The sequence below is a fragment of the Pseudomonas aylmerensis genome, assembly GCF_001702265.1.
In the GTDB taxonomy this organism is placed as follows: domain Bacteria; phylum Pseudomonadota; class Gammaproteobacteria; order Pseudomonadales; family Pseudomonadaceae; genus Aquipseudomonas; species Aquipseudomonas aylmerensis.
The window spans coordinates 23,887-46,500 of sequence record NZ_MAUE01000038.1 but is presented as its reverse complement, the minus strand read 5'-3'; the positions used below and the strand labels follow the sequence as shown (position 1 = coordinate 46,500).

General features: G+C 61.9%; 17 protein-coding genes. 6 read left to right on the top strand and 11 right to left on the bottom strand.

The window, feature by feature from the left end; all coding sequences use genetic code 11:
- Positions 1 to 3: 3 nt before the first annotated feature.
- From BBG20_RS24005 to BBG20_RS23980, 7 genes are all read right to left on the bottom strand, one after another.
- Positions 4 to 1,347: a 3-oxoacyl-ACP reductase gene (locus BBG20_RS24005; RefSeq protein ID WP_065907851.1), complete on the bottom strand. Its 1,344-nt coding sequence runs from the start codon at positions 1,345 to 1,347 to the stop codon at positions 4 to 6.
- 157 nt (positions 1,348 to 1,504) lie between these two features.
- On the bottom strand, positions 1,505 to 4,030 hold the full coding sequence (locus BBG20_RS24000; protein ID WP_065907849.1) for an acyl-CoA dehydrogenase: 2,526 nt from the start codon (positions 4,028 to 4,030) through the stop codon (positions 1,505 to 1,507).
- 281 nt (positions 4,031 to 4,311) lie between these two features.
- Positions 4,312 to 5,745 carry an outer membrane protein transport protein gene (locus BBG20_RS23995; RefSeq protein WP_065907847.1) on the bottom strand — a complete coding sequence of 478 codons (1,434 nt, stop codon included), beginning with the start codon at positions 5,743 to 5,745 and terminating at the stop codon, positions 4,312 to 4,314.
- Between the two features lie 202 nt (positions 5,746 to 5,947).
- Positions 5,948 to 6,460 carry an alkane oxidation protein activator PraB gene (gene praB, locus BBG20_RS32045; RefSeq protein WP_083221472.1) on the bottom strand — a complete coding sequence of 171 codons (513 nt, stop codon included), beginning with the start codon at positions 6,458 to 6,460 and terminating at the stop codon, positions 5,948 to 5,950.
- A 134-nt stretch (positions 6,461 to 6,594) separates the two neighbouring features.
- The gene (gene praA / locus BBG20_RS23990; protein ID WP_065907845.1) at positions 6,595 to 7,089 is read right to left on the bottom strand and encodes an alkane oxidation protein activator PraA; all 495 of its coding nucleotides are present in this window, start codon (positions 7,087 to 7,089) and stop codon (positions 6,595 to 6,597) included.
- Between the two features lie 133 nt (positions 7,090 to 7,222).
- Positions 7,223 to 8,503 (bottom strand): alkane 1-monooxygenase, encoded by a 1,281-nt coding sequence (locus BBG20_RS23985; protein WP_065907843.1) that lies wholly within the window; start codon positions 8,501 to 8,503, stop codon positions 7,223 to 7,225.
- A 305-nt stretch (positions 8,504 to 8,808) separates the two neighbouring features.
- Positions 8,809 to 9,807, bottom strand: coding sequence for an alpha/beta fold hydrolase (locus tag BBG20_RS23980; protein ID WP_065907841.1), 999 nt, complete (start codon positions 9,805 to 9,807; stop codon positions 8,809 to 8,811).
- A 275-nt stretch (positions 9,808 to 10,082) separates the two neighbouring features.
- Here BBG20_RS23980 and BBG20_RS23975 point away from each other — a divergent pair, with 275 nt between their 5' ends.
- Genes BBG20_RS23975 through BBG20_RS23965 form a run of 3 tightly spaced genes read left to right on the top strand, consistent with a single transcriptional unit; the run spans position 10,083 to position 13,357 of the window.
- A complete protein-coding gene (locus BBG20_RS23975) occupies positions 10,083 to 11,621 on the top strand; it encodes a flavin-containing monooxygenase (RefSeq protein WP_065907836.1) in 1,539 nt (512 codons plus the stop codon).
- Complete coding sequence (locus tag BBG20_RS23970; RefSeq protein ID WP_065907834.1) at positions 11,618 to 12,508, top strand: SDR family NAD(P)-dependent oxidoreductase; 891 nt, start codon at positions 11,618 to 11,620, stop codon at positions 12,506 to 12,508. The genes BBG20_RS23975 and BBG20_RS23970 overlap by 4 nt, the downstream gene beginning before the upstream one ends.
- Before the next feature lie 15 nt (positions 12,509 to 12,523).
- Complete coding sequence (locus tag BBG20_RS23965; RefSeq protein ID WP_065907832.1) at positions 12,524 to 13,357, top strand: metal-dependent hydrolase; 834 nt, start codon at positions 12,524 to 12,526, stop codon at positions 13,355 to 13,357.
- On the opposite strand, the gene BBG20_RS23960 is transcribed toward BBG20_RS23965, so the two are convergent.
- Positions 13,354 to 15,429, bottom strand: coding sequence for a PTS sugar transporter subunit IIC/EAL domain-containing protein (locus BBG20_RS23960; RefSeq protein WP_065907831.1), 2,076 nt, complete (start codon positions 15,427 to 15,429; stop codon positions 13,354 to 13,356). The genes BBG20_RS23965 and BBG20_RS23960 overlap by 4 nt on opposite strands.
- A gap of 247 nt (positions 15,430 to 15,676) precedes the next feature.
- On the opposite strand from BBG20_RS23960, the gene BBG20_RS23955 reads away from it, so the two are divergent.
- From BBG20_RS23955 to BBG20_RS23945, 3 genes are all read left to right on the top strand, one after another.
- Positions 15,677 to 16,996, top strand: a complete 1,320-nt coding sequence (locus BBG20_RS23955; RefSeq protein WP_065907830.1) for a serine hydrolase domain-containing protein — start codon at positions 15,677 to 15,679, stop codon at positions 16,994 to 16,996.
- 95 nt (positions 16,997 to 17,091) lie between these two features.
- Positions 17,092 to 17,337, top strand: coding sequence for a hypothetical protein (locus BBG20_RS23950; protein WP_065907829.1), 246 nt, complete (start codon positions 17,092 to 17,094; stop codon positions 17,335 to 17,337).
- Between the two features lie 28 nt (positions 17,338 to 17,365).
- Positions 17,366 to 17,701 carry a DUF6388 family protein gene (locus BBG20_RS23945; protein ID WP_065907827.1) on the top strand — a complete coding sequence of 112 codons (336 nt, stop codon included), beginning with the start codon at positions 17,366 to 17,368 and terminating at the stop codon, positions 17,699 to 17,701.
- Position 17,702: 1 nt separating this feature from the next.
- On the opposite strand, the gene BBG20_RS23940 is transcribed toward BBG20_RS23945, so the two are convergent.
- The 3 genes from BBG20_RS23940 to tssM are packed head-to-tail and all read right to left on the bottom strand — an operon-like array spanning position 17,703 to position 22,614.
- Positions 17,703 to 18,545: a serine/threonine-protein kinase gene (locus BBG20_RS23940; protein ID WP_065907825.1), complete on the bottom strand. Its 843-nt coding sequence runs from the start codon at positions 18,543 to 18,545 to the stop codon at positions 17,703 to 17,705.
- Positions 18,542 to 19,255 (bottom strand): PP2C family protein-serine/threonine phosphatase, encoded by a 714-nt coding sequence (locus BBG20_RS23935; RefSeq protein WP_065907817.1) that lies wholly within the window; start codon positions 19,253 to 19,255, stop codon positions 18,542 to 18,544. The genes BBG20_RS23940 and BBG20_RS23935 overlap by 4 nt, the downstream gene beginning before the upstream one ends.
- Positions 19,252 to 22,614, bottom strand: a complete 3,363-nt coding sequence (gene tssM, locus BBG20_RS23930) for a type VI secretion system membrane subunit TssM (protein WP_065907815.1) — start codon at positions 22,612 to 22,614, stop codon at positions 19,252 to 19,254. The genes BBG20_RS23935 and tssM overlap by 4 nt, the downstream gene beginning before the upstream one ends.

Sequence of the window (22,614 nt, the reverse complement as noted above, 5' to 3'; positions counted from 1 at the left end):
GGCTCAGGCTCCCAGCAGGCTTTGCCCGCACACGCGTACGACCTGGCCATTGACGGCGCCGGATGCCGGGTGTGCCAGCCAGGCGATGGTCTCGGCCACATCGATCGGCTGGCCGCCCTGGGACATCGAGTTCATGCGCCGCCCCGCTTCGCGAATCATCAACGGGATTTTTGCGGTCATCTGGGTTTCGATAAACCCCGGCGCCACGGCATTCACCGTCACCTGTTGCGCCGCTGCCTGCCGGGCCAGGCCTTGCACCAGGCCAATCACGCCGGCCTTGGAGGTCGCGTAGTTGCTCTGCCCGAGGTTGCCGGCGATGCCGGAAATCGACGACACGCACACGATGCGCCCACCAGCGTTCAGGCCCTGATGGTCGAGCAGCGCCTGGCTCAGTTGCAACGGCGCTTCGAGGTTGACCGCCAGCACACTGCGCCAGGCTGCCTCGGTCATCTTCGCGATGGTCTTGTCGCGGGTGATCCCGGCGTTGTGCACCACCACATCGAAGGCGCCGTATTGGCTGATATGCGCCTGCAACAACGCGGTGGCATCGGCAGCGGTGATATCCAGCGGCAGGGCCGAGCCGCCGACACTGCTGGCGGCTTGCTGCAGCGCGTCGTGGGCCTGGGGCACGTCCACGCAGACCACATGGGCACCGTCACGCGCCAGCACTTGGGCGATGGCCAGGCCAATGCCACGCGACGCGCCGGTGACCAGCGCGCGGCGGCCGGCGAAGGGCTTGTCCCAATTGACCGTGACGTGACCGTCCACCGGGGCTTCCAGGCGCACCACTTGCCCGGACACATAGGCCGACCGGCGCGACAGGAAGAACCGCAGGCTGCTGTCCAGCGCCGCCTCGGCCCCCGGCGCCACGTACAGCAACTGCACGGTGATGGCCCGGCGCAACTCCTTGGCCAATGAGCGCACCAGGCCTTCGAGGGCGCGCTGCGCGATGGCCTGGGGCAAGTCGACGCAGTGTTCCGGCGCCGTGCCGAGCACCACCACGCGACCGTGCTGGCCGAGGCGCTTGGCGTTGGCGTGGAAGAATACATACAGCTCGTCGAGTTGCTGCAGGTCGGTCACGCCGCTGGCATCGAACACCGCGCCCTGCACTTTCACCGTGGACGGCGCCTTGAGCGTGGCCGCAGTGGCGGTGACCGTGTCGGTGTCGCCGAAAATGCGCTGCACTTCGCCGGCCAGGCGCCCTGCCCCGGCCAGGATCACCGGGTTGGCGAGGCCTTGCTGACCGCTGCGATGGCGTTGCAACGGCAAGGGTTGGGGCAAACCGATCGCCCCAGCCAGGCGGCGGCCCCAAGGAGAACTGACGAACGCTAGATAGCTGTCACTCATAGATAGATCCACTCACAACACATTCCTGCCTTGTTAAACCCGACCCATGTGGGAGCTGGCTTGCCTGCGATGGCAGCGGCTCGGCTTGACTGATAGACCGAGTCGCCTGCATCGCAGGCAAGCCAGCCCCACACTGAGCGTGTTCATTCAGTACCACTCAATTGACCGAGGCGTTTTCACCCTGGCTGGACTTGCGCTTTGCCGGCGGTTCCAGCGCTTGCTTGCGCTGTTGCAACGCCTCCAGCAAGCCGAAGTCCTGCGGGAAATCGTCCACCTGGATGCCGTGATCGGCGTATTCCACATAGCGCCCCAGCAAGCTGTCTTCGTCGTCGCTGATCAGGTCCAGCGCCCGCGCCTTGACGCGCCAGGCGTTGAAGGCCGTGGCCGAGATCGGCATCGGCTCGATCAGCCCCTGCTTGACCGCAGGCTTGAGGCGAGCATCGATCAGCTCGACTTGCGGCAACAGGCGGAAGCCAAGTTCGCCGTAGGCCAGCTTGTCGATTTCCGGACGCGGGATGTAGGAATTGGCCAGCAGACGGTCGCGGGTTTCGCCGGGGGTCTGCACCACATCGGCCACCTGGGCCAGCAGGCGATCCGAGGGTTTGTGCAGGGGAATGCCGAACGGGAAACTCAAGCCTCGCACCACTGCGGCGGCGGCTTTCGACGGGTAGTTGTCGAGCACTTCGGCCAGCGCTTCATGGCCGCGCAACAACGCGTCCTGCGCCGCCCAATGCACCAGCGGCAAATCCGCCTGGGGCCGACCGTCGTCCTCGAAGCGCTTGAGTACGCAGGACAGGATGTACAGCTGCGAGAGAATATCGCCCAGGCGCCCGGTAATACTTTCCTTGCGCTTGAGGGCACCGCCCAGCACGCCCATGGAAATATCCGAAATCAGCGCCAGCACCACCGACAGGCGATTAGCCTGGCGATAGTAGGACGCCAACGCCGGGTCGGTCTTGGCCGGGGCGGAAATCAGCCGCCCGCCCGTCAGGGAATGCACCGCTGCACGCACGGTATTGGCCAACACAAAGCTGATATGGCCGAACATCGCGCTGTCGAAATCTTCCAGGGCCTTGCGCCGGTCCGGGTGGCGCGCCGCTTCCATCTCGCGGAACACATAAGGATGGCAGCGGATCAGGCCCTGGCCAAAGATGATCAGGCAGCGCGTCATGATGTTCGCGCCTTCCACCGTGATGGCGATGGGGCTCTGCTGGTAGGCGCGCGCGAGGAAGTTATTGGGCCCCATGCAGATGCCCTTGCCGGCGACGATATCCATGCCGTCGTTGACGATAATCCGCGCCCGTTCGGTGACGTGGTACTTGGCGATGGCCGAGATCACCGACGGTTTCTCACCGGCGTCCAGGGACGCCACCGAGACCTTGCGCACCGCATCGCAGGCATACAAGTGCCCGGCCATGCGCGCCAGCGGCGCCTGCACGCCTTCGAACTTGCCGATGGGCAGGCCGAACTGCTTGCGCATCGCCGCATAGGCGGTGGTGCCGCGTACTGCGACCTTGCCCAGGCCGACGTTGGCCGATGGCAGGGAAATCGCGCGGCCGGCGGCCAGGCATTCCATCAACATGCGCCAGCCGTTACCGACTTGCTCGCGACCACCGATCACCCATTCCAGTGGGATGAATACATCCTTGCCGGTGGTAGGACCATTCTGGAACACCGCGTTGAGCGGCCAGTGGCGACGGCCACTGTTGACGCCTGGGTGCGACGTCGGGATCAGCGCACAGGTGATGCCGAGCGAACCGGGAGCGCCTAACAGGCCTTCCGGGTCTTCGGCGCGAAACGCCAGGCCAAGCACCGTGGCGATCGGGCCCAGGGTGATGTAGCGCTTGTCCCAGGTCACGCGGAAACCCAGTACTTCCTGGCCTTCATGGGTGCCTTTGCAGACGATGCCCAGGTCGGGAATCGCCCCGGCGTCCGAGCCGGCATACGGGCTGGTCAGGGCAAAGCACGGGATGTCTTCACCCCGCGCCAGGCGCGGCAGGTAGTAGTTGCGCTGGGCATCGGTGCCGTAATGCAACAGCAGCTCGGCCGGGCCGAGGGAGTTGGGCACCATCACCGAGATCGCCGCCGCCGAGCAGCGCGTCGACAGCTTCATCACCACCTGCGAGTGCGCATAGTGGGAGAAGCCTTTGCCGCCGTACTGCTTGGGAATGATCATGCCGAGGAAGCCGGCGTCCTTGGTGTACTGCCAGCCTTCGGGCGACATGTCCTGCCAGACCTGGGTGGTTTCCCAGTCGTTGGCGATGTCACAGAGGGTTTCCACCTCATTGTCGAGGAAGGCTTGCTCCTCCGCGCTCAGGCTGGCCGGCGCAGCTTGCAGCAGGCGCTGCCAGTTGGGCTTGCCGCTGAACAGCTCGGCGTCCCACCACACGGTGCCTGACTCAATGGCCGCGCGTTCGGTGTCGGACATCGCCGGCATGATCGTACGAAACAGGCCGAGAGCCTTGCTGGTCAACAACGTGCGGCGTAGCGGTTTGAGGGTCATCAGCAACGCCGGTAACACCACCAGCACCGCCGCGACGGTGGCGCCGAACGCCGCCACCACGTTGAACAGGTAACCAATCGCCAACCAGACCAGGCCAGCACCCAACCACAGGGTGGCAGCGGCTTGTCGATACGCCAGGGCAATCGCAGCTGCGAAACCCACCAATAACCAGATAACCATGGGATACCTCGACTCGATTCAGGGCGTGGTTCACGTGCGGAAGGTCGGATTGACCTGCGGCGTAAAGCCACACTACAAACTTGGAAAGCTAAATTCAAATTTTGTTTTGAAATTTTTATTTAATGCTTGAGCGAAAAAATTGGCGGCTGAATGGGTCAGCCTGATGGGTTGATGGGATCAGAAAATCGGAACGGGTCGCGTGGGCAACCCGTCGATAAGCGACTGCATGAAGAGGCAGCCTGATGAGCCAACTACGTCATGACGGCGTCACACCGTTTGGGTCAGAACCGATAGGTCGCTGACAGACTGACCACTTCTCCCTTGCCCTCGGATTTGCCATCAAGTCGCGATCCACCCAGGCGGTCTTGGTTTTGTGTCTTCAGTTTCACGTCCTGCACAAACTGCCGCGAGTAGGCCGCGTCAACGCTGAAACCAGGAATGGCTCTGACGTTGTAGCCAAACCCCAGCGAAGCGAAGATCCGGTCCCCGTCGGGGATACGCGGGTCACGTGTGGAGTTGCGTGTAGGGGTCTGGTCAAACGACACACCGCTGCGCAAGGTCAGGTCGTCGGTGAGCTTGTAATCGCCGCCGAAAGAGTACTGCCAGGCGTCGCGATACTTGTAGGGAATCGATACGATCAGGTTACCGTCCGATGTCAGCGTCAAAGCCTTGAAGGATGACCATTGAGTCCAGGTCGCACTGACGCCCAGGGTCAACCGTTCATTGACTTCATGCACCCAGTCAAAGGAAGCATTCGCCGGGATATCCAACTGAGTCTCGGCGTTGGCGCCGTCCGGTTGCAACCTCAAGCCGGGGTAAAGAACCCCCACCAGCGTCGTGCCATCGGGCAACGCAGGATCAGTCATCAGGCTTTTCAACGCTGCATCAGCCCGAATGTTGTATTTGCCCTCCATCTTGTTCTTGATTTTCGCGTGGTAGTTCAAACCCAGGGTGTCACGTTCGGTGGGTTTCCAGACGACGCCTGTGAACCAGCCCACGGACGTGTTATCGACCTTGACGCGCATCAATGCGTCGCCTACGCCTGACGGGAAAGGAATGCCCGCTGGCGAGGCAGCCGCCGCCCCCAGCAGGTCAATGTTCTGGCTGACGAAGCCCTTGCTGTGCTGGACGATCGCCCCCGCACCAATGGAGAACTGATCGTTGACCTTGAACGATAAAGAGCCGGTGAGCCCTACCGTTTCGATCTTGGTGTCGACGGCAAAATCACGCCCCTTCCAGTCCTGATCCCAGGTACTGCGCATACCCTGAGGCACTACTTGGCTCAGGCCGAAAGCGAAACGATCATTGATCGGTATAACCATGAAACCGGTAGGCAGCCAGGCGGTAAAACCACCCTCACCGCCGTCACCTTGAGAATAAGGCGTACCAAAAGATCCGTCCGGGTTCAGAGGTGTTTTTTCCAGAGGGTTACCATTGAGGTCATAGGCCTGACCTTTGTATTTGATATTGATGCGAGCATAGTCAACGGTGAACTGCGCAACGCTATGATCAATAAAAGCCATTGCTGCTGGGTTGTTGTAAGCCGCGCCTGGATCATCCTTGAACAGCGATCCCCCACCGAAGCCACGCCCCCAACCAGCGGCGCCCACGGTCGGAGTAGCAAAACCACCGGCCTGAGCTGGTACTGTTACCGCCATCCCACCCAACAACGCCAGCCCCAGCGCGACCTGCACTTGTAATTTCTTATTGTTCATGCGGCACTCCTTATTATTATCAACGGCCGACTCTGCGGAAGCGTCTTAAAAATGCTAGGCACTTGTTGAAGCACCTGCGCGTCATATCGCTGATACGTTTTTAAGATGCTGCGGGTGTCACGCCTTATTTACTTCAAACAGGTGCCTCTTTCGAGGCACCTGCCTACAGCGGGTGATCAGCCCCTGGTTCTAACCCAACGGGTTATTGAACAGTCAGGCCTGGTGCGTTAACAGTGAGCGATTGAATAGTGCAGTTGCCAGTTCCCTGACCAAGCAGGGTTTGATTGGTGGCGCCAAGAACGTGGGTGGATTGATTCCAGGTCACTGCAATGCCGGTAGGACCGCAGTCCGACCGAGGAATCAGCGGAGGAGCACCATTGATCACGTAGCCCACATTGGACAGAGTGCCGGCGGTGAGGCTAGTAGCGGTCAACACCCAGCCTGGGGTAGGCAGACTTTTCAGTTGCGCCAATGGGCACAGAATGCCGCCAGTGAAAGTAGCGTTTGAAATAGTCGCTACACCACCTGCAACAGTGCCGCTGGCAGTAAGGGTGCAAGTAACAGGGGCGGACGAAGACGGCGACAGTACGGTAATGCTGCCGGTCAAATTGGTGAACGGTCCATTAGGAACGATCGACGCCGCACTGGCCATCGAGGCTGCGCCGAAACTCAGAGCAAAGGACGTTGCACAAACGAGGGTTTTAAGGCTTTTCATTGTTTTTCCTCACATGTTATGGCGAATTCATTTCGCCAGGGGTAATGGCCATGAACGAGAGGTCACGGTGAAACAAAGCGGAACTTCCCTTTCCAGCCAAATCTCAATTCAATGACTGCTACAACAGTCCAGTGTTATTCCACAACTTTGAAGTTCGGTGGCATCTTGATCGACACTGTCTTGATCTTGCAGTCTTCGCCAATCGGCACATTGGCCGCCTCCAACTTGCCGGTGGCGTTATCCCAGGTGCCATCGGCGGTAGAAGGCCCGCACTTGCCGCCCAGGCCGAAGGCGTGGACATCTACGCTGATCTTCGACATGGAGCCACTCTTGGTGTCCTTGGCAATCAACACCCAGGGCAAGTTGGTGGCTTCGACACGGCTGCACTTGAGGCCGCCATCGAATTCAACTTTCTCGACATCCACCGATGACCCATCGGCCGCAACTTTGCCGGCCACCTTGATGGTGCAATCGGCGCTGATCAGCGCGCCCTTGGAAAAACTGATCGGGCCTTGGGCGGTAAACGCGCTGCCGGCCGGTTCGATGCGGGCGGCCTGGGCCTGGTGATAGGCGATAAGCCCCAGCGCGGCCAATACGATGTGGGTGGTGAACTTAGCAGGTGATTGCATGGTGTACGTCCTTCCCTTTAATTATTTTTGTTCGGGTCAAACAACTTACGTGCAACTGATCTGAAAAAACTCGGGCGATAGAGGCCTGCGCGGCACGCAGGCCCCGAGTACGCCAACAACATGTGACTTACACTTAGAACGGCGTAGCGCTGTTGCTGTACTTCTCCAGGTACTTCAACCGTTGTGAGGGCTGAAGGTTGGTCAGGAAAATATCACCGGCGTAATGATTAAGTACGCGGTGGTCCATGCGACGGCGCCACAAGTACGGCACATACGCCCAGACAATCATGCTCGCATACCCATAGGGAAGTTGCGGCGACTCATCAAAGTGGCGCAACGACTGGTAACTGCGTGTCGGGTTGGCATGGTGATCAGAGTGCCGCTGAAGTTGGAACAGGAAGATATTGGTGACAATACGGTTACTGTTCCAGGAGTGCCGAGGCGAACAACGTTCATACCGGCCATTGGGCAACTTCTGGCGTTTAAGGCCGTAGTGTTCCACATAGTTCACCACTTCCAGCAGCGAGAAGCCGTAGATGCCCTGGATGATCAGGAAGGGAATCACCGCCGCCCCGAGCCAGTAGATCATCGCCCCCCACAACACCACGCTGTACATCCAGGCACTGAGTACAGCGTTCTTCCAGTGCCAGGCCGGCAGGCCGAGTTTGCGCAGGCGCTCGCGCTCCAGGTTCCAGGCCGAGCGTGCGCTGAACCACACCGAGCGCGGCAGGAAGGCCCAGAAGCTTTCACCCAGTCGCGAACTGGCCGGGTCTTCCGGTGTGGCGACACGCACGTGATGGCCACGGTTGTGTTCGGTGTAGAAGTGCCCGTAGAAGGTCGGCGCCAGGGTCACCTTGGCGAGAAACACCTCCAAAGCGTTGGGCTTGTGCCCCAGTTCATGGGCGGTATTGATCGCGATACCGGTTGCGGCACCGGTCGACATCGCCATGCCGAGGTAGGTGAACCAACTCGGCTCGCCATGCAACTGAGTGCGTGCGGTGATGTAGTGGGCAGCCTGCGACAGCCAGCTGGTCGGCTCCAGATTCGCGGCGGCCTGCACTAGGCCACCCTTGATGATCCAGTCGATCCCGCCGGCGGCCAGCCAGCCGGTGACCACCACCGACGAAATCACAAACAGCACGCCGGTGTAGACGATCCAGCGGTAATAGCTCTGGGACTCCAGGCCGCTGACGGCTGATTCGGGCGGGTTGCTGACGTCTTCACCGAGCAGGCCGTCGATCAGGGGGATCAGGCCGAAGATCACCAGTACGCCGACCCACCACAGTTGCTGGATACCGGTGGTGATCGCCAGGGCGCCAGACAACAGCGGAGTGGCCAGCGGCATGATCCCCAGCCACCACAGGTGACGCTTGCCGTCGGTCCATACGCTTGGGGCTGCCAGTGTCTGATTCATGGCAGCCTCCGGATGAGACGGGTTGGCAGGGTTACAAAAAACAGGTTCAGGGAGCGATGGATGCTCCGGGAATTCAACCATGCGATAAAAGACGTTTTTTTCATTTTTATTCGCTCTTAGGCATTTCAAAAATCATTTCAAAATAAATATTGAAATATTTTTTTAAATAAATAGCGCGGAATCGATAGGTCGTCAACTACTTTTTCGAGGCCTTTTTTACGTGACTGAGCAGTCTCTTTTTCAGCCGTTTGGTCAGGTCTCTAGAGCAGGCATTCCGGACTTTCGACCCGCAACGTGAGGCATGACTATTTGCTCGCCAACGCAAAGGACGGCTGCAGAATCGTCGCGGTTTCGCCGGGTCGCACGCGCTTGGCCAGGTGCTGCACCGCTTCGACCACGCGCGCCGTGGCAGTGATCGGCAGCATATGGCCGCGCCCCTCCACCACCTGCATCTTCAAGCCCGGCACCTTATCGGCGAGTGCCTGGCCGTGCTGGCGAAAGTCCAGCACCTTGTCCCGGGCCCCGTAGATCAGGCTGATGGGCAGCGTCAGCTGCGGGTAGCGCTTGACCATGCCTGGCAGGTAATCATTGACCAGCGCAATCTCGCTGGAGGCGGCGTAGAAATTGTCCGGGCGCATGCCCAGCAGCCCGCCGCCACGGGTGGCGAAATCCTCCGGGGCCGGATCGGGCGCGAACACGCCCTTGACCACTGCACGGCGGGTCAGCAGGCCCATCGGCACGGTCAGGGTGTGCGACACCCAGCGACGCAGCCAGGCAGGGCGTACTGCCAGCGACCAGAACACCAGCGGCAAGGTCGGTTGGGGATGGGTCAGCGGCGCGACCAGGACCAGGCCCGATACGGCGTCGGGATGGTCGAGGGCCAGCGCCAGGGAAATCGCCCCGCCGAGGGAATGTCCCAGCACCAGGGGCTTATCCAGGCCCAGCGTGTTGATAAACGCCGCGACTTGTCGCGCCTGGGCCGGCAGGTCGGCAGCAGTGCCGGCATGACGGGTGGAATAACCTGACCCCGGACGATCGAGGGTGATCACCCGGAACTGCTCCCGCAACTGCCCGGACAAGGCATAGGTCAGGTTGCGACTGCTGCCCATCAGCCCGTGAATCATCACCAGCGGCGGGCCTTTACCCTCTTCTACATAATGAAAGCGCTCGCCGTTGACCTCCACGAAGCGCCCGTTGATCGGAACAGCGGCTTCAATACGCCGTGTCATCCAGGCACTGACGCCCCACAACAGCGCGCTCACGCCGATAAACACCGCCGCAGCAATCATCCATTCGACAGCCATAGCTCGGTCCTCTGCTTCCCTGCTGCCGGGAACCTGACCGGAATTGATCAGGCCTCGGCCTATCGTCCAACCCTGGACCTAAACTACGTGCAGACCCTGCTCGTCCGTCGGACAAGTCGCACATGAGGAGCCAGTGACTAGCGTAGGCGATATTTTCAGGTAGATTATTTAAAATCTTTTTTAAAATAAATAATTCAATTTTCCTTTGCAATGGTGTTCTATCTAAAAGACAAAACAAAAACAGGAGCACATCCGATGCCTACGAGGGCCTGCCTATGAATGCCCACAGTGATTTTATCGATATCGCCATCATCGGCTCAGGCTTTGCCGGCCTGTGCATGGCCATCAAGCTCAAGGAAGCCGGCTTCACCGACTTCTTTATCGCCGAGCAGGCCGACACCCTTGGCGGCACCTGGCGAGACAACCACTACCCGGGCTGCGCCTGTGATGTGCAGTCGCACGTGTATTCGTTTTCGTTTGCGCCCAACCCGGACTGGACGCGGCAATTCGCGCCCCAAGCGGAAATCCGTGCTTACCTGGAACGCTGCGCCACGCGCTTCGAGCTCAAGCCCTACCTGCGCTTCGGCATGGGCCTGACACGCGCCGTATTCGATGAACAGCAGCAACGCTGGCAACTGAGCTTCAACGATGGTCGCCAGGTGAGTGCGCGGGTGCTGGTGTCGGGGATGGGCGGCTTGTCGCGCCCGGCATTGCCGGATATTCCAGGGCTGGAGAACTTCAAGGGCAAGCGCTTCCATTCCCAGCAGTGGGACCACGACTACTCGCTGAAAGGCAAGCGCGTTGCGGTGATCGGCACCGGGGCCAGTGCCATTCAGTTTGTGCCGCAGATCGCGCCACAGGTGGCTCACCTGGACCTGTTCCAGCGCACGCCGCCGTGGATCATGCCCAAGCCTGACCGCGCAATTACCCCGTTCGAACGCTGGCTGTTCAAGCACCTGCCCTTCACCCAGCGCCTGGTGCGCGGCGCGTTTTACTGGGCCCTGGAAGGCCGCGTGGTCGGCTTTGCGTTGCATCCGCGGCTGATGAAAATGGTGCAGAAAATCGCCCTGCGCCACCTGCACAAACAAGTCGCCCGCCCTTCCCTGCGCAAGACGTTGACGCCTGACTACACCATCGGCTGCAAGCGCGTGCTGATCTCCAATGACTACTATCCGGCGTTGTCGCGCAGCAATGTCGAGGTGGTGACCGACGCCGTGGCACGCATCGAAGCCGACGGCGTGATCACTGCCGACGGCATCAAGCACCCGGCCGATTGCCTGATTTTCGGCACCGGCTTCCAGGCCACCGATCCCCTGCCCCGCGACTGCATCATTGGGCGTAACGGCGTGGACCTGATGGACACCTGGCACGACGGCGCCCACGCCTACAAAGGCACCACCGTGCCGGGCTATCCCAACCTGTTCCTGATTGTCGGGCCCAATACCGGCCTGGGACACAACTCGATGATCCTGATGATCGAGGCCCAGGTCACTTACATCCTCGACGCGCTTCGGCAGATGCAGCGCCATCGCATTGCCAGTGTGGACGTCAAGCCGGCGGTGGAAAGCGCCTACAACCAGCAACTGCAGGACAAGCTCAAGCGCACCATCTGGAACACCGGCGGATGCCGCAGCTGGTACCTCGACCCGCGCACCGGCAAGAACACCACCTTGTGGCCGGGTTCGACCTGGCGCTTCAAGCAGGTGACCCGCCAGTTTGCGCTCAAGGACTACGTGGCCAGCCTGGTGCCGATCAATGCGCCGGCGCGTGCCGTCCAAGCGCCTCACTCCACTGCAGAAGGGAGCCTGTCATGAAGACCTTCAATGGCCGCGTGGCGGCAATTACTGGCGCCGCGTCCGGCATGGGCCGTGCCCTGGCCTTGGCCCTCGCACGGGAAGGCTGCCACCTGGCGCTGTCGGACAAAAACAGCCAAGGGCTGGAACAGACGCTGGAGATGATCAAGGCCTCGACCCTCTCACCCGTGCACATCACCCTGCAGGTGCTGGATGTTGCCGACCGCCAGGCCATGCAGGATTGGGCCGCGCGCTGTGTGGCCGAACACGGCCAGGTCAACCTGGTGTTCAACAATGCCGGGGTGGCCTTGTCGAGTACTGTCGAGGGCGTCGACTACGCCGACCTGGAGTGGATCGTCGGCATCAATTTCTGGGGCGTGGTCCATGGCACCAAGGCGTTCCTGCCGTATTTGAAAGCGTCCGGCGAGGGCCACGTGATCAACACGTCCAGCGTGTTCGGCCTGTTCGCGCAGCCCGGCATGAGCGGCTACAACGCCACCAAGTTTGCGGTGCGCGGCTTTACCGAATCCCTGCGCCAGGAGCTCGACCTGCAGCGCTGCGGCGTCTCGGCCACCTGCGTGCACCCGGGCGGCATTCGCACCGATATCTGCCGCAGCAGCCGAATCGACGCGAACATGACCGGCTTTCTGATCCACAGCGAACAGCAGGCCCGCGCCGACTTCGAAAAGCTCTTCATCACTGACGCCGACCAGGCCGCCAAGGTGATCCTGCACGGCGTGCGCAAAAACAAACGCCGCGTGCTGATTGGCCGCGACGCGTACTTTCTCGACCTGCTCGCCCGCTGCCTGCCGGCGGCGTACCAGGCGCTGGTGGTGTTCGCCAGCCGGCGCATGGCGCCCAAGCCGCGCACGCCAGTGTTTGAAACCAACGACGAGCCCAGACTCTGAACAGGAGCACGCACCATGTTGCCGATCCGTCGCGATATTCATTTCGACCTGCCTGCCGAGCGCATCACCAATTGGCACGAACAGGGCCCGTTCATCACGCATTTCTTCAACGCCCTGTCGCTGCTGTTTCCCCAGGGCGAGCTGTTTTTCATGGACAGCGTGCGCCATTACCGCCAGCGCATCGATGATCCGCAACTGAAGAAAGAGATCCAGGGATTTATCGGCCAGGAGGCCATGCACAGCCGTGAACACGTGGCCTACAACGACTTGTTGCAAGCAGCAGGCCTGCCCGCCCACACCCTGGACCGGCGCCTGAAATTCATCCTCGACCTGCAAAAGAAACACTTCGCGCCGTCGTTCAACCTGGCGATCACCATCGCGCTTGAACACTACACGGCGATGCTCGCGGAAATCCTGCTGAGCGACCCGTCACGCTTTGGCGACTCGCTCAAGGGCTACCAACAGATGTGGTACTGGCACGCGCTGGAAGAAACCGAGCACAAGGCCGTGGCCTTCGATGTGTGGAACCGCGTGATCAAGCCCGGCCCCAAACGCTACCTGCTGCGCACCGGCACCATGCTGACCACCACGGTGTTCTTCTGGCTGGTGGTGCTGGATTTCCACGTGCGCCTGCTGATTGCCGACCGCCAGTCCGTCGGATTCCTCAAGGGGTTCTGGCGCATGCTGAAGTTTCTCTACGGACCCAAGGGGGTTTTCCCACGGATGCTGGTGCCGTGGCTGCACTACTTCAAACCCGGCTTCCATCCCTGGGACCACGACAACCGCACGCGCCTGGCGGCGATCGACGGCCTGGTCGAGGACATCGAACAGACCCGGCGCAGCTATTAAACCTTCGCCAGGTCCGCGCGCTCGCGTACAAAGCCTTGCAACTGATCGCCGGGCAGCGCCTTGCTGAAATACCAGCCCTGGATAATCAATTCGGTGCCGCCGTTCAGGAAAGCCAACTGCTCGGCGGTTTCCACCCCCTCCACCACCACGCCCAGGTTCAGCGCCTCGCAAAAGCGCAGCATGCCGGTCATCACCTGGGCGCCCTTGGGGTCGTGCTGGGCGACCACGAAGCTGCGGTCGATCTTGATAAAGTCCACCGGGAACTGGTGCAGGTAGCTCAACGCCGAAAACCCGGTGCCAAAGTCGTCGATATACACCTTGGCGCCAATGGCCTGCAGCTTCTGGATGATCTGGCGAGTAGCCTGGATGTCCGAGACCAGCGCGTCTTCGGTGATCTCCACCGAGACCTGGCCATGGGCCTGGGCCAGGATCTCCACCAGACGCTCGCCATAGGCGGCGTCGGTCAGGGTGGCGCTGGAAATATTGATGGTCATCGGCAACCCGAAGCCCAGCTTCTGCCACTTCTGGTATTGGCGCACCGCCTGCGACGCCACCCACATATCCACGTCCGGCATCAGCCGCGCCTGGGCCAGCCATTGCAGGAACTCCCATGGCGAATGCACGGTGCCCTGGGCATCGCGCGCGCGCATCAACGCCTCGCAACCGGTGCACAGCCCGGTCCGGGTCGAGACCTGGGGCTGGAATTCGAGGTAGAACTCATAGTCGCTGATCTGCTGGATATGGCTCAGCTCGCTGGCCTGGCGCGCCAGGGTCCGGTGGGACGCCAATACCGGGTCCAGTTCGCGCAGCCGGCCTTTTTCCTCCAGGCCACGGAAGGTCATGTCCAGGGACTTGAGGTAGACCGTGCCGCCTTCGGTGGCCTGGCGATGAATCGCCCGGACATACGGCGCGTACACCAGCGTGCCCAGGCCCAGCAGCGCGATTTGCAGCGCGACGGCCGCGACATCGCCGTGGGTGCTGAGGTAGGCGTTGAGCAACACCGGCGCGGTAAACGGCACGCTTGCCACAGCCGGCGACACCCAGCCCATTTGCACCACCGTCAGCGCCACCGTCGCATTCAGCGCGGGCACAATCAAAAAGGGTATGAACAGGCGTGGGTTGAGAATGATCGGCAAGCCGAACAGCAGCACCTCGCTGACGTTGAACAGCGACAGCGGCACACTCGCCATCGCCACCAGGCGCATGGACTGGCTCTTGGAAAACAGCAGGATCGCCACCAGCAGGCACAACGCGCCACCGGAGCCGCCGATAAACGCAAAACAGCCCAGCAAGCCACCGTTCAGCACATACTTGATCGGCTCGCCCGCCGCCAACGCCGCACCGTTGAGGGCCACCGCCTGGTCGAGCACATTGAACAGCGGCTGCATGGCGTACACGCCGTGAATCCCGAAAAACCACAACAGCGAGTTCATCAGGGTCACGAATAAACCACTGCCGTAGGGCGACTCCAGTGCATCCAGCACTTGCGGCCCCTGGATCTGCGCGACGTAAGGAACCTGCAACAACAAGGACAGCACCACCACCAGCGCCAAGGCCGTGATCGCTCCGGGCAGCACCATGTTGATCGTGCCCCTGAGGTTGTGCCCGACCAGGTCTTCATTGACCAGGCGTGTCCAGCGGTAACGGTGCAGCCAGGCAATGGCCGGCACATTGAGCAGCGGCGAGGCGATGGCGATAAACAGCACGAACGTCGCCGAGGCCCGGGGGTATTCGCGCAGGATAAACGTCGCCACCACCACATGGGCGAGGCACAGGAATGCCACCGGCAATTGGGGCAGCCGATACTGGATCGCCAACATGTAGCCGATGGACGCACCGACCAGCAGCGGAATCACCGAACTGATCTGGTTGTGCAGCGCGGCCAGGAACGCCACCACTTGTGGGTCGAAGCCCAGCACACGGGCGAACTCGGACAGGATCAGAAAAGCGGCCGAGACCAGCAGGCACGGCAGGATCCACAACAACCCTTCGCGGATCGCGCGCAGCGACTCGGTACTGGCCAAGGCGGCCAGACGTTGGGTAAAGAAAAGTTTGAACAGCGTTTGCGCCATGACCCGTCCCTCTGCCCATCGCACCCTGCCCGTGGTTGGCAGGCCTGAAAACCCTGCGTAACGCTACACGTCCTGATGCCGGGAGCGAAAGGCTTTTGCCGCGGCACACGCAACATTCCCCGATCACGCTGTCCGTTGGCGCTTGTCGGGTACGGTCAGTTAGCCCATCCTTTGCCATGTCATTCTCGAACGGACTCGAGCCCAGGCCTTGCTCCGTGTGTCTTATCCGCGATCAAGGTGCCTGTTGATGCGACGAATCCTGCCCCTCATGACCGGCGCGCTGCTGGGTCTTTCAACCACCGTGGCCAACGCTGCCGAAGCCAGCTTTGCCGACGCCCAAGCCAGTGACCCGGCCCGCCTCCAGTGGATGGTCGGTGCTCCGCCACCGCCGGAGCGAACCCTGCGATTTGAAGATGGCAGCTATTTTCGCTTCCCGGCCATGCGCTGGAGCGTGGCGAACTTTCGTCAATTGATGCCCACGATCAATGTGTCCCGTGGACTCGGTGCGAGCACAGCATTGCCCCGGCGTCTCGACCCGCGCATCGACGAACTGCGCGTCGTCCCCAATGGCGCCAGCCAAGCGTTGACCTGGCGCCAGAGCCTGGATGCCACCTACACCGATGGCATTGTTGTACTGCACCGCGGGGCCGTGGTGTACGAGCGCTATTTCGGCGTGTTGAAAGAAGACGGACAACATGCGGCAATGTCCGTGACCAAATCGGTGATCGGCACACTGGGCGCCATGCTCGTCGCCGAGGGCACCCTCGATGCGCAGGCAAAGGTCGCGACTTATGTGCCCGAACTGGCGAACTCCGCGTTCGGCAGTGCCACGCTGGAGCAGGTGCTGAACATGACTACCGCGCTGGACTACAGCGAAGACTATGCCGACCCCACGGCAGAGGTCTGGGCCCATGCCCAGGCCGGCAATCCGCTGCCCAAGCCCAAGGACTACATCGGGCCGCGCAGCTACTTCGAGTTCCTGCAAACCGTCAGGCAGCGCGGCGAACATGGGCAGGCGTTCGGCTACAAGACCGTCAACACCGACGTGCTCGGTTGGGTGATCGCACGTGCCACCGGCCGCAACGTTGCCCAACTGCTCAGCGAACGCATCTGGAGCCGCCTGGGCAGTGAACAGGATGCCTATTTCACCGTCGACTCCATCGGCACACCGTTCGCCGGTGGGGGCTTGAACGCCGGGCTGCGCGACATGGCGCGCTTTGGCGAGATGCTGCGTAACAACGGGCGCTACAACGGCGAGCAAATCGTGCCCGAGGAGGTGCTGAAAACGATTCGCCAGGGCGGCGACAAACAGGCTTTTGCCCAGGCAGGCTATAGTCAATTGAAAGGCTGGAGCTACCGCGCCATGTGGTGGGTCACCCACAACCCGGACGGCGCCTTCATGGCGCGCGGGGTACATGGCCAGAGTATCTACATCGATCCTGCGGCCGAGATGGTGATTGTGCGGTTCGCCTCCCATCCGATCGCAGCCAATGCGGCCAATGACGCCGTCACCTTGCCGGCATATGAGGCCATGGCGCGTTATCTGTTGGCACAGCCGGGGGCTTGATCTGCGCCAGTTCAGGGCTGCGGCGTCGGCGCTACACTCGACGTGCTGTTCCTCCCGAAGGAGCGGGAGCCCGACATCAAGGAGGTTCGCTCATCATGCAAGACAAACTTTTGCGCCCGTTACTGTTCAACGCCGTGCTTTGGCTGTGCGGCATCACACTATTGTTCACGGTCAGGGACATCATCGGACGGTTCAACGCCCCTATCGACGATGGCGTGCTGGACCTTGCCCTGGTGCTGGCCGCCTACGTGCTACTGTTTCTGCTGGAACCGATACGTTGCCGGATCAGCCGCCATATGCGAAAACACCTACAGCGCCGAGCCCGTCGTCACACGCACTAAACACTACCAGCCCCACAGGAGTACACCTTTGTCACCACCCGGCGATAACCACCAGCTTGCGCTGGACAGATTCTTGAACGAACACCCGGACGTGGCCATGCAACTGGACACCCTCAACCCCTTGGCCGCCCAGGCCAAGGGCGAAACCCTGGCACAGTACCGAGCCGAACGGCTGCATGAAGCGTTCGAAGCAGAAGCCGAAAAACAAGGCCTGTTCGCCTGGGAGCTGACCCTCAAACTCACCAGCGACTCCAGCGAGGTCTTTGAAGCCCAGCGCCGCGAAGTGCACAAGGAGGTCGCGCAAATGGCCGGGCTGAGTTGGCACGAGTACTGCCAATTGCATGACTTTCCACCGGAGCCTTGAACTAGAGGAACCAGCGCCGCCGAGGGCCAGCCAGCGCCTCGCGCAACTCGGCGATGCTCACGTTCCGCTGCTCCGGGTCTGCCGCCAGGGCTGAACGCAGCGCCGGCCAACAGTGCCTGGGCAAACGTCGTGGCCGTGGCAGCTGCTGATCAAGCTGCCGCCCGCCGGGGCGCTGCCCCTGGGCCAAGTCATACAGCACACACGCAGCGCCATACAGATCGGTACGGGTCGACAGTGCGCCACCGGCCATCAGTTCCGGCGCCGCATACGCCGGTGTCCAGGCGTTCAAGCGGCCCCGGCTCAAGCCCGGCAGCCCCGCCGCTTCCTGCGATTCGGCGTAACCCAGGCCGAAATCGAACAAGCGCAGCCCCTGCTCTCCCAGCATGATATTGGCGGGTTTCACATCGCCATGCAGGATGCCTTGCCGATGGCTGCAGGCGAGCGCGTCGAGCAGTTGCAAGGCCAGGGGCTGCAGTTCATGCCACGGCAATCCTTGCAAGCAGCCCTTGAGCACACGATCCAGGGTCATGCCCTGCATCAGCTCCATGGTAAAGAATGCCAGCTGATGGACCGTGTCGACCTCGAAAGCGAACGCCCGCACCACGTGGTCATGCCGCACGCTGCGGGTCAGGGCGAATTCGCTGTAGAGCAACACATGGGCATCGGAAGACGCGGACAATGTCTCGCCCAACACCTTCAGCGCGATGCCGGCGCTGGGCTCGCCAAACGCCTCATGCAGCAGGTCGCGGGCACGATAGACCACGCCCATGCCCCCACTGCCGAGTATGCGCTCCAGTTGATAACGCCCCGCCAACAGATTCGGCAAGGCTGCAGCGACGCTCATGGCTGGATCACCACAGCGGTGAGGTCATCCCGCGCCGGCCCGCGCAACACTTCGGTGAACAAGCGCTCCACCACTTGCCAGGGTGCGTCCAGGCTCATGGCGCTGCCAAGTTGACCATGGCTGAGTCCTTGGTAGAGCCCATCGCTGCACAACAAAAACACATCGCCTGGGCGCGTACGCAGTTCCAGGACCTCCAGGCTCAGCGGTCGGCGCGCGCCAATCGCACGGGTCAAGGCCCTGGCGCTGGGATGAGCCTGGGCCTGTTCCAGGCTCAGTTGCTGCGTGTCCATCAGTTGCTGTTGCAGCGAGTGGTCACGCGACAATTGGTACAGGCGCTGCCCACGCCATAGGTAGCAGCGGCTGTCCCCGGCCCAGATGCAGGCCGCACGGCTGGCTTCAAGCAGCAAGGCGACCACCGTACTACCAACGATGCCCGGTTGCGCAAGCACCTGGCCCAACTGACTGTCGAGCCCGCGCAGGCAAACCCGGACCGCCTCGATGCGTTGCTCGAAAGAGCCACCCTCAGGCAACGCCGCCAGGCTACTGATCACCCGCTGGCTGGCCACGTCCCCCGACTGGTGGCCGCCCATTCCATCCGCCACCGCCCAACAACCGGCCTGCGGTGCATCGAGAAAAGCGTCCTCGTTGCGCGAGCGCGCCTTGCCTTGCAGGGTACGCCCGGCGCTGCGCCAGGCCGGTCGTTGGCTCACAACTGCTCCGGCAAGCGGAAGGTGCGCCAGGCCGCCATCTGGAACGGGCTGGGATTGCGCTGGCTGGTCAGCAGGTAATTGGCGCGCAGGCCGGCAAGGTCGGCCTTGATGATCTGCGCTTCCCTGCCGCTGGCCGGCTCACTCTGCATCAGATCGAACAGGCGAAACAGCGACCAGTCCCCGTTGTTCTTTTCAATCCCCAGTGGCCGTTGCGCACCGCGCTCCAGCACCAGGCTGCTGCGCCGGTTGTCCGCCTCGCCAGGCCATTGAAAGGCCATCGGCACGATCGGACCATGACGGTATTCCAACTGCTGCTCACCCACCTGCAGGATCGCCCGGCTCACCGCCTGGTCCAGGCTATAGGGCGCCAGGGTGAATCGAACCGCCCACTCCCCCTGCTCCTCGGTGAAAAAACCCTGGCGAATGATCTGGGCCTTGTTGAGTTGTTCCAGCAGTGAACGCGACATCGGCAGGCTGCGCCCATCCACGCTTCGCAAGCGAAAACGCGCACCCTCGACGCTGACGAAAGGCCGCAGGTAGCCCTCATGGAAGCGCGCCATTGCCCCCCGCGGTTTGAAAAACTCCTGGAAATCGCCCAAGGCAACATCACTGCCGGCATGCGCATTGAACGGGTATCGACGCTGGATCGCCTTGGCGTAAAAAGCGTAAACCTCACTGTGGTAACGCTGGTTCACGTGCCGATACGCGTCATCGAGCAGGTGACGCCAGGTCTGGTCAGCAATGCCTTCGACCCAGCCCTTGAGCGGCAACGGCAGGCGCGTAGCGGCATCGCGCAGGTTGCCCAACAGCGGCTGCTGCCCCTCCATGCGTTGCTTGACCAGTTTGAACGCGGCCTGCTCCGGCGAGCTTTCCCGGTTCAGCGCCGACAGTTGCAGGTGTAACTCATCGAGCAGGCGCAATGCCTGTGTGAGCTTGGCGCCTGGATTTTGCGTTTCATCAAGCAGTTGATGCAAAGGCTCGAAGCGACGCTGTAGCGCGCGCCGGGCGGCATCGGGGACGACCTGCGCGAGCAAGGCGCCAGGCACTGCCACACCTGCTGCGCCCGCCTGCTGGCCGATCGCCTCAAGCCGTTCATGGATCGGCAACAGCTGAGTGTTTTCACGGACCTGCTGCAACAACTGGACCCATGCAGACTGGGCTGATGTGAGGCTTGCAAGCTGGTCGGCCGTTTGCCTCAGGTCGTCGCTTTCCTGCAGCCGGATGCGGCTGAGGGCCTGGCTCCAGGCATCGGCATACTCACTGAAGTAGCGCTGCTCCAACGCCAGCATCAAGCTGCGCAAATCCATGGGACTGAGGTCGGTGCCCTCTCCGAGCACCCAGTTGTCCTGGGCGATTGCATTCACCAGCCGGGGGCCCTGCTTCTCGAAATACTGCAGGTATCTCTTGGTGTAGAAGCCGGGGATGGGCGGCTCCAGTGGGGAGAACACCGGACTCTCGGCCAACCGGTAAGGTTCGAGGTTGCTGGCCTGCTCGCGCAATGTCCGGTAGACCACGTCTGCCAGCGACTCACCGCGCAATACCTGCCGCGCCTGGGCCACGAGCGCCTCGTTCACGGGCACTGCGAACGGTTGCTCCAGCAACCGCGCAAAGTGCTCATTCAACCGCGTCTGTACTGACATATCCCCGGCATAACGCGCAGACCACAGGCCAGCCAGATGCTCGGTCAACCAGCGGGTGTCGCGCCGCTCGCGCAGATTGAGCATCAGGTAGGCGCGCAGGGTCTCCAGCAGTCGTTCACGCTCGCCAAGGCTGTTCTGCAACTGCTCCTCCAGCAGGCGGCTCACCTGCGGCAGCAGTTGCTGAAGCAGGGTTTGCTCATAAGCGTTGGCCAACACCGGCCGACTCACCTGCCCCTGGTACAACCCGGCCCGATCCACCCAGCGCACCTCTGCCAACGGTGCAAACACCCGCGTCGCCGCCAGGCGATTGTCCAGCAGCGCCAGCAATACCAGGGTCTCGTCTGCACCGGGTGGCGTGGGTGGCGCAGGCTTGAGCAGCTCCGGCAGTTGCGCCAAACGTTGATGGTTGAACGAATAACTGTGCCCCCACAACACCGCCGCAGCGCCGAGGACCAACGCTGCCGTCAACGCCAGCAATCCTTGGCGTCGTCGCAGACGATGCCGTTCCGGAGCCTGCAGCCCGGCAAGGTCGGCCCCGGCAAAAATCACGCGGTTGAACAGGGCTTGGACAAAATGCGCGCGCACCTCGCTCGTCTTCGCACAGGTCAGGTAGAATCCGTGCAACCCATTGATACGCTGGTAGCGATGAGCGGAAAACGCCGCCTCGACGAACAGGCACAAGCGCTCGCCGAGACGGGCAGCCTGCCGTGGGAAGTCGAGAATCAGGCCACGTCGCTCGATGTTTCGCTCCTGGTGCAAACGCGGGATCAACTCCGCCCCAAGGCGTTGCAACAGTGCCTCGAACGCGGCTCTCACCTGGGCGATCTCCACGCCGGCCCCGTCGGCCTCCAGGTGCCCGCCGAAGACGTCCTCCGGGCCGTCGCCTTGCAGCACATCAAAGAATTCGGCAAAGCCCGCCAACCGGTCGGCCTGGGTCAACACCAGATAAACCGGCACATCCACGTGCAAACTTTGCTGGATGTCCTGCAGGCGGCTATGCACATGACGCGCCTGCATTTCCAGATCATGCTCATTGCTGCCCAGCAACGTGTCCACCGACAACGTCACCACCACGCCATTGAGCGGCCGCGCCCTGCGCCGTGCCTTCAGCAGACCCAGCAATGTCGACCATCCGGCCGCATCCACTGAAGGGTCAGGCTGCGTCAGGTAACGGCCGGCAGTCTCCACCAGCACCGCTTCGTCGGCGAAATACCAATCACAGCAGGAGGTTGCCCCCAGAGGGGCGGGCCCGGTTCGATCAAGCGGACCTTGCAGACCACTGGCGGCCAGCAAGTGAGTCTTGCCGCTGCCCTGTTGCCCGATCAGCAAATACCAGGGCAACTCGCTGCGCCAACGCTCGCTGCGCTCACCGTAGCGGCGGGTGCTTTTCAGTGTCTGCAGCGCCTCCTTGAAGCGTCCGCGCACCTGCTGGCGTTCATTGCTGATCAGCCCTTGGTGCTGATGCTTAGCCTGGTGCGCCGGCTGGTTGAGCCGCGCCGACCGGCGCGCATCCACCAACACCATTGCCAGCCCCCACAGCAGGAACAAGCCACTGATGGTCAGCAGGCGCGCCGTCGCACTGTGCCAGAAACGATAGTCATCGACGGCCAGCAATGGCCCGAAGCACCACACCAGCAGTGCGCCGGCGAACACCAGCAACAGGCTCCAGACCCAGATTTTGCGCAGCACCCTGCCCGCGCCCTTGAAGAATGCGTTCAT

Excerpts from the sequence above, each read along its gene's own strand:
- BBG20_RS24005 (WP_065907851.1), bottom strand. The coding sequence starts at position 1,347 with ATGAGTGACAGCTATCTAGCGTTCGTCAGTTCTCCTTGGGGCCGCCGC.
- BBG20_RS24000 (WP_065907849.1), bottom strand. The coding sequence starts at position 4,030 with ATGGTTATCTGGTTATTGGTGGGTTTCGCAGCTGCGATTGCCCTGGCG.
- BBG20_RS23995 (WP_065907847.1), bottom strand. The coding sequence starts at position 5,745 with ATGAACAATAAGAAATTACAAGTGCAGGTCGCGCTGGGGCTGGCGTTG.
- praB (WP_083221472.1), bottom strand. The coding sequence starts at position 6,460 with ATGAAAAGCCTTAAAACCCTCGTTTGTGCAACGTCCTTTGCTCTGAGT.
- praA (WP_065907845.1), bottom strand. The coding sequence starts at position 7,089 with ATGCAATCACCTGCTAAGTTCACCACCCACATCGTATTGGCCGCGCTG.
- BBG20_RS23985 (WP_065907843.1), bottom strand. The coding sequence starts at position 8,503 with ATGAATCAGACACTGGCAGCCCCAAGCGTATGGACCGACGGCAAGCGT.
- BBG20_RS23980 (WP_065907841.1), bottom strand. The coding sequence starts at position 9,807 with ATGGCTGTCGAATGGATGATTGCTGCGGCGGTGTTTATCGGCGTGAGC.
- BBG20_RS23975 (WP_065907836.1), top strand. The coding sequence starts at position 10,083 with ATGAATGCCCACAGTGATTTTATCGATATCGCCATCATCGGCTCAGGC.
- BBG20_RS23970 (WP_065907834.1), top strand. The coding sequence starts at position 11,618 with ATGAAGACCTTCAATGGCCGCGTGGCGGCAATTACTGGCGCCGCGTCC.
- BBG20_RS23965 (WP_065907832.1), top strand. The coding sequence starts at position 12,524 with ATGTTGCCGATCCGTCGCGATATTCATTTCGACCTGCCTGCCGAGCGC.
- BBG20_RS23960 (WP_065907831.1), bottom strand. The coding sequence starts at position 15,429 with ATGGCGCAAACGCTGTTCAAACTTTTCTTTACCCAACGTCTGGCCGCC.
- BBG20_RS23955 (WP_065907830.1), top strand. The coding sequence starts at position 15,677 with ATGCGACGAATCCTGCCCCTCATGACCGGCGCGCTGCTGGGTCTTTCA.
- BBG20_RS23950 (WP_065907829.1), top strand. The coding sequence starts at position 17,092 with ATGCAAGACAAACTTTTGCGCCCGTTACTGTTCAACGCCGTGCTTTGG.
- BBG20_RS23940 (WP_065907825.1), bottom strand. The coding sequence starts at position 18,545 with ATGAGCGTCGCTGCAGCCTTGCCGAATCTGTTGGCGGGGCGTTATCAA.
- tssM (WP_065907815.1), bottom strand. The coding sequence starts at position 22,614 with ATGAACGCATTCTTCAAGGGCGCGGGCAGGGTGCTGCGCAAAATCTGG.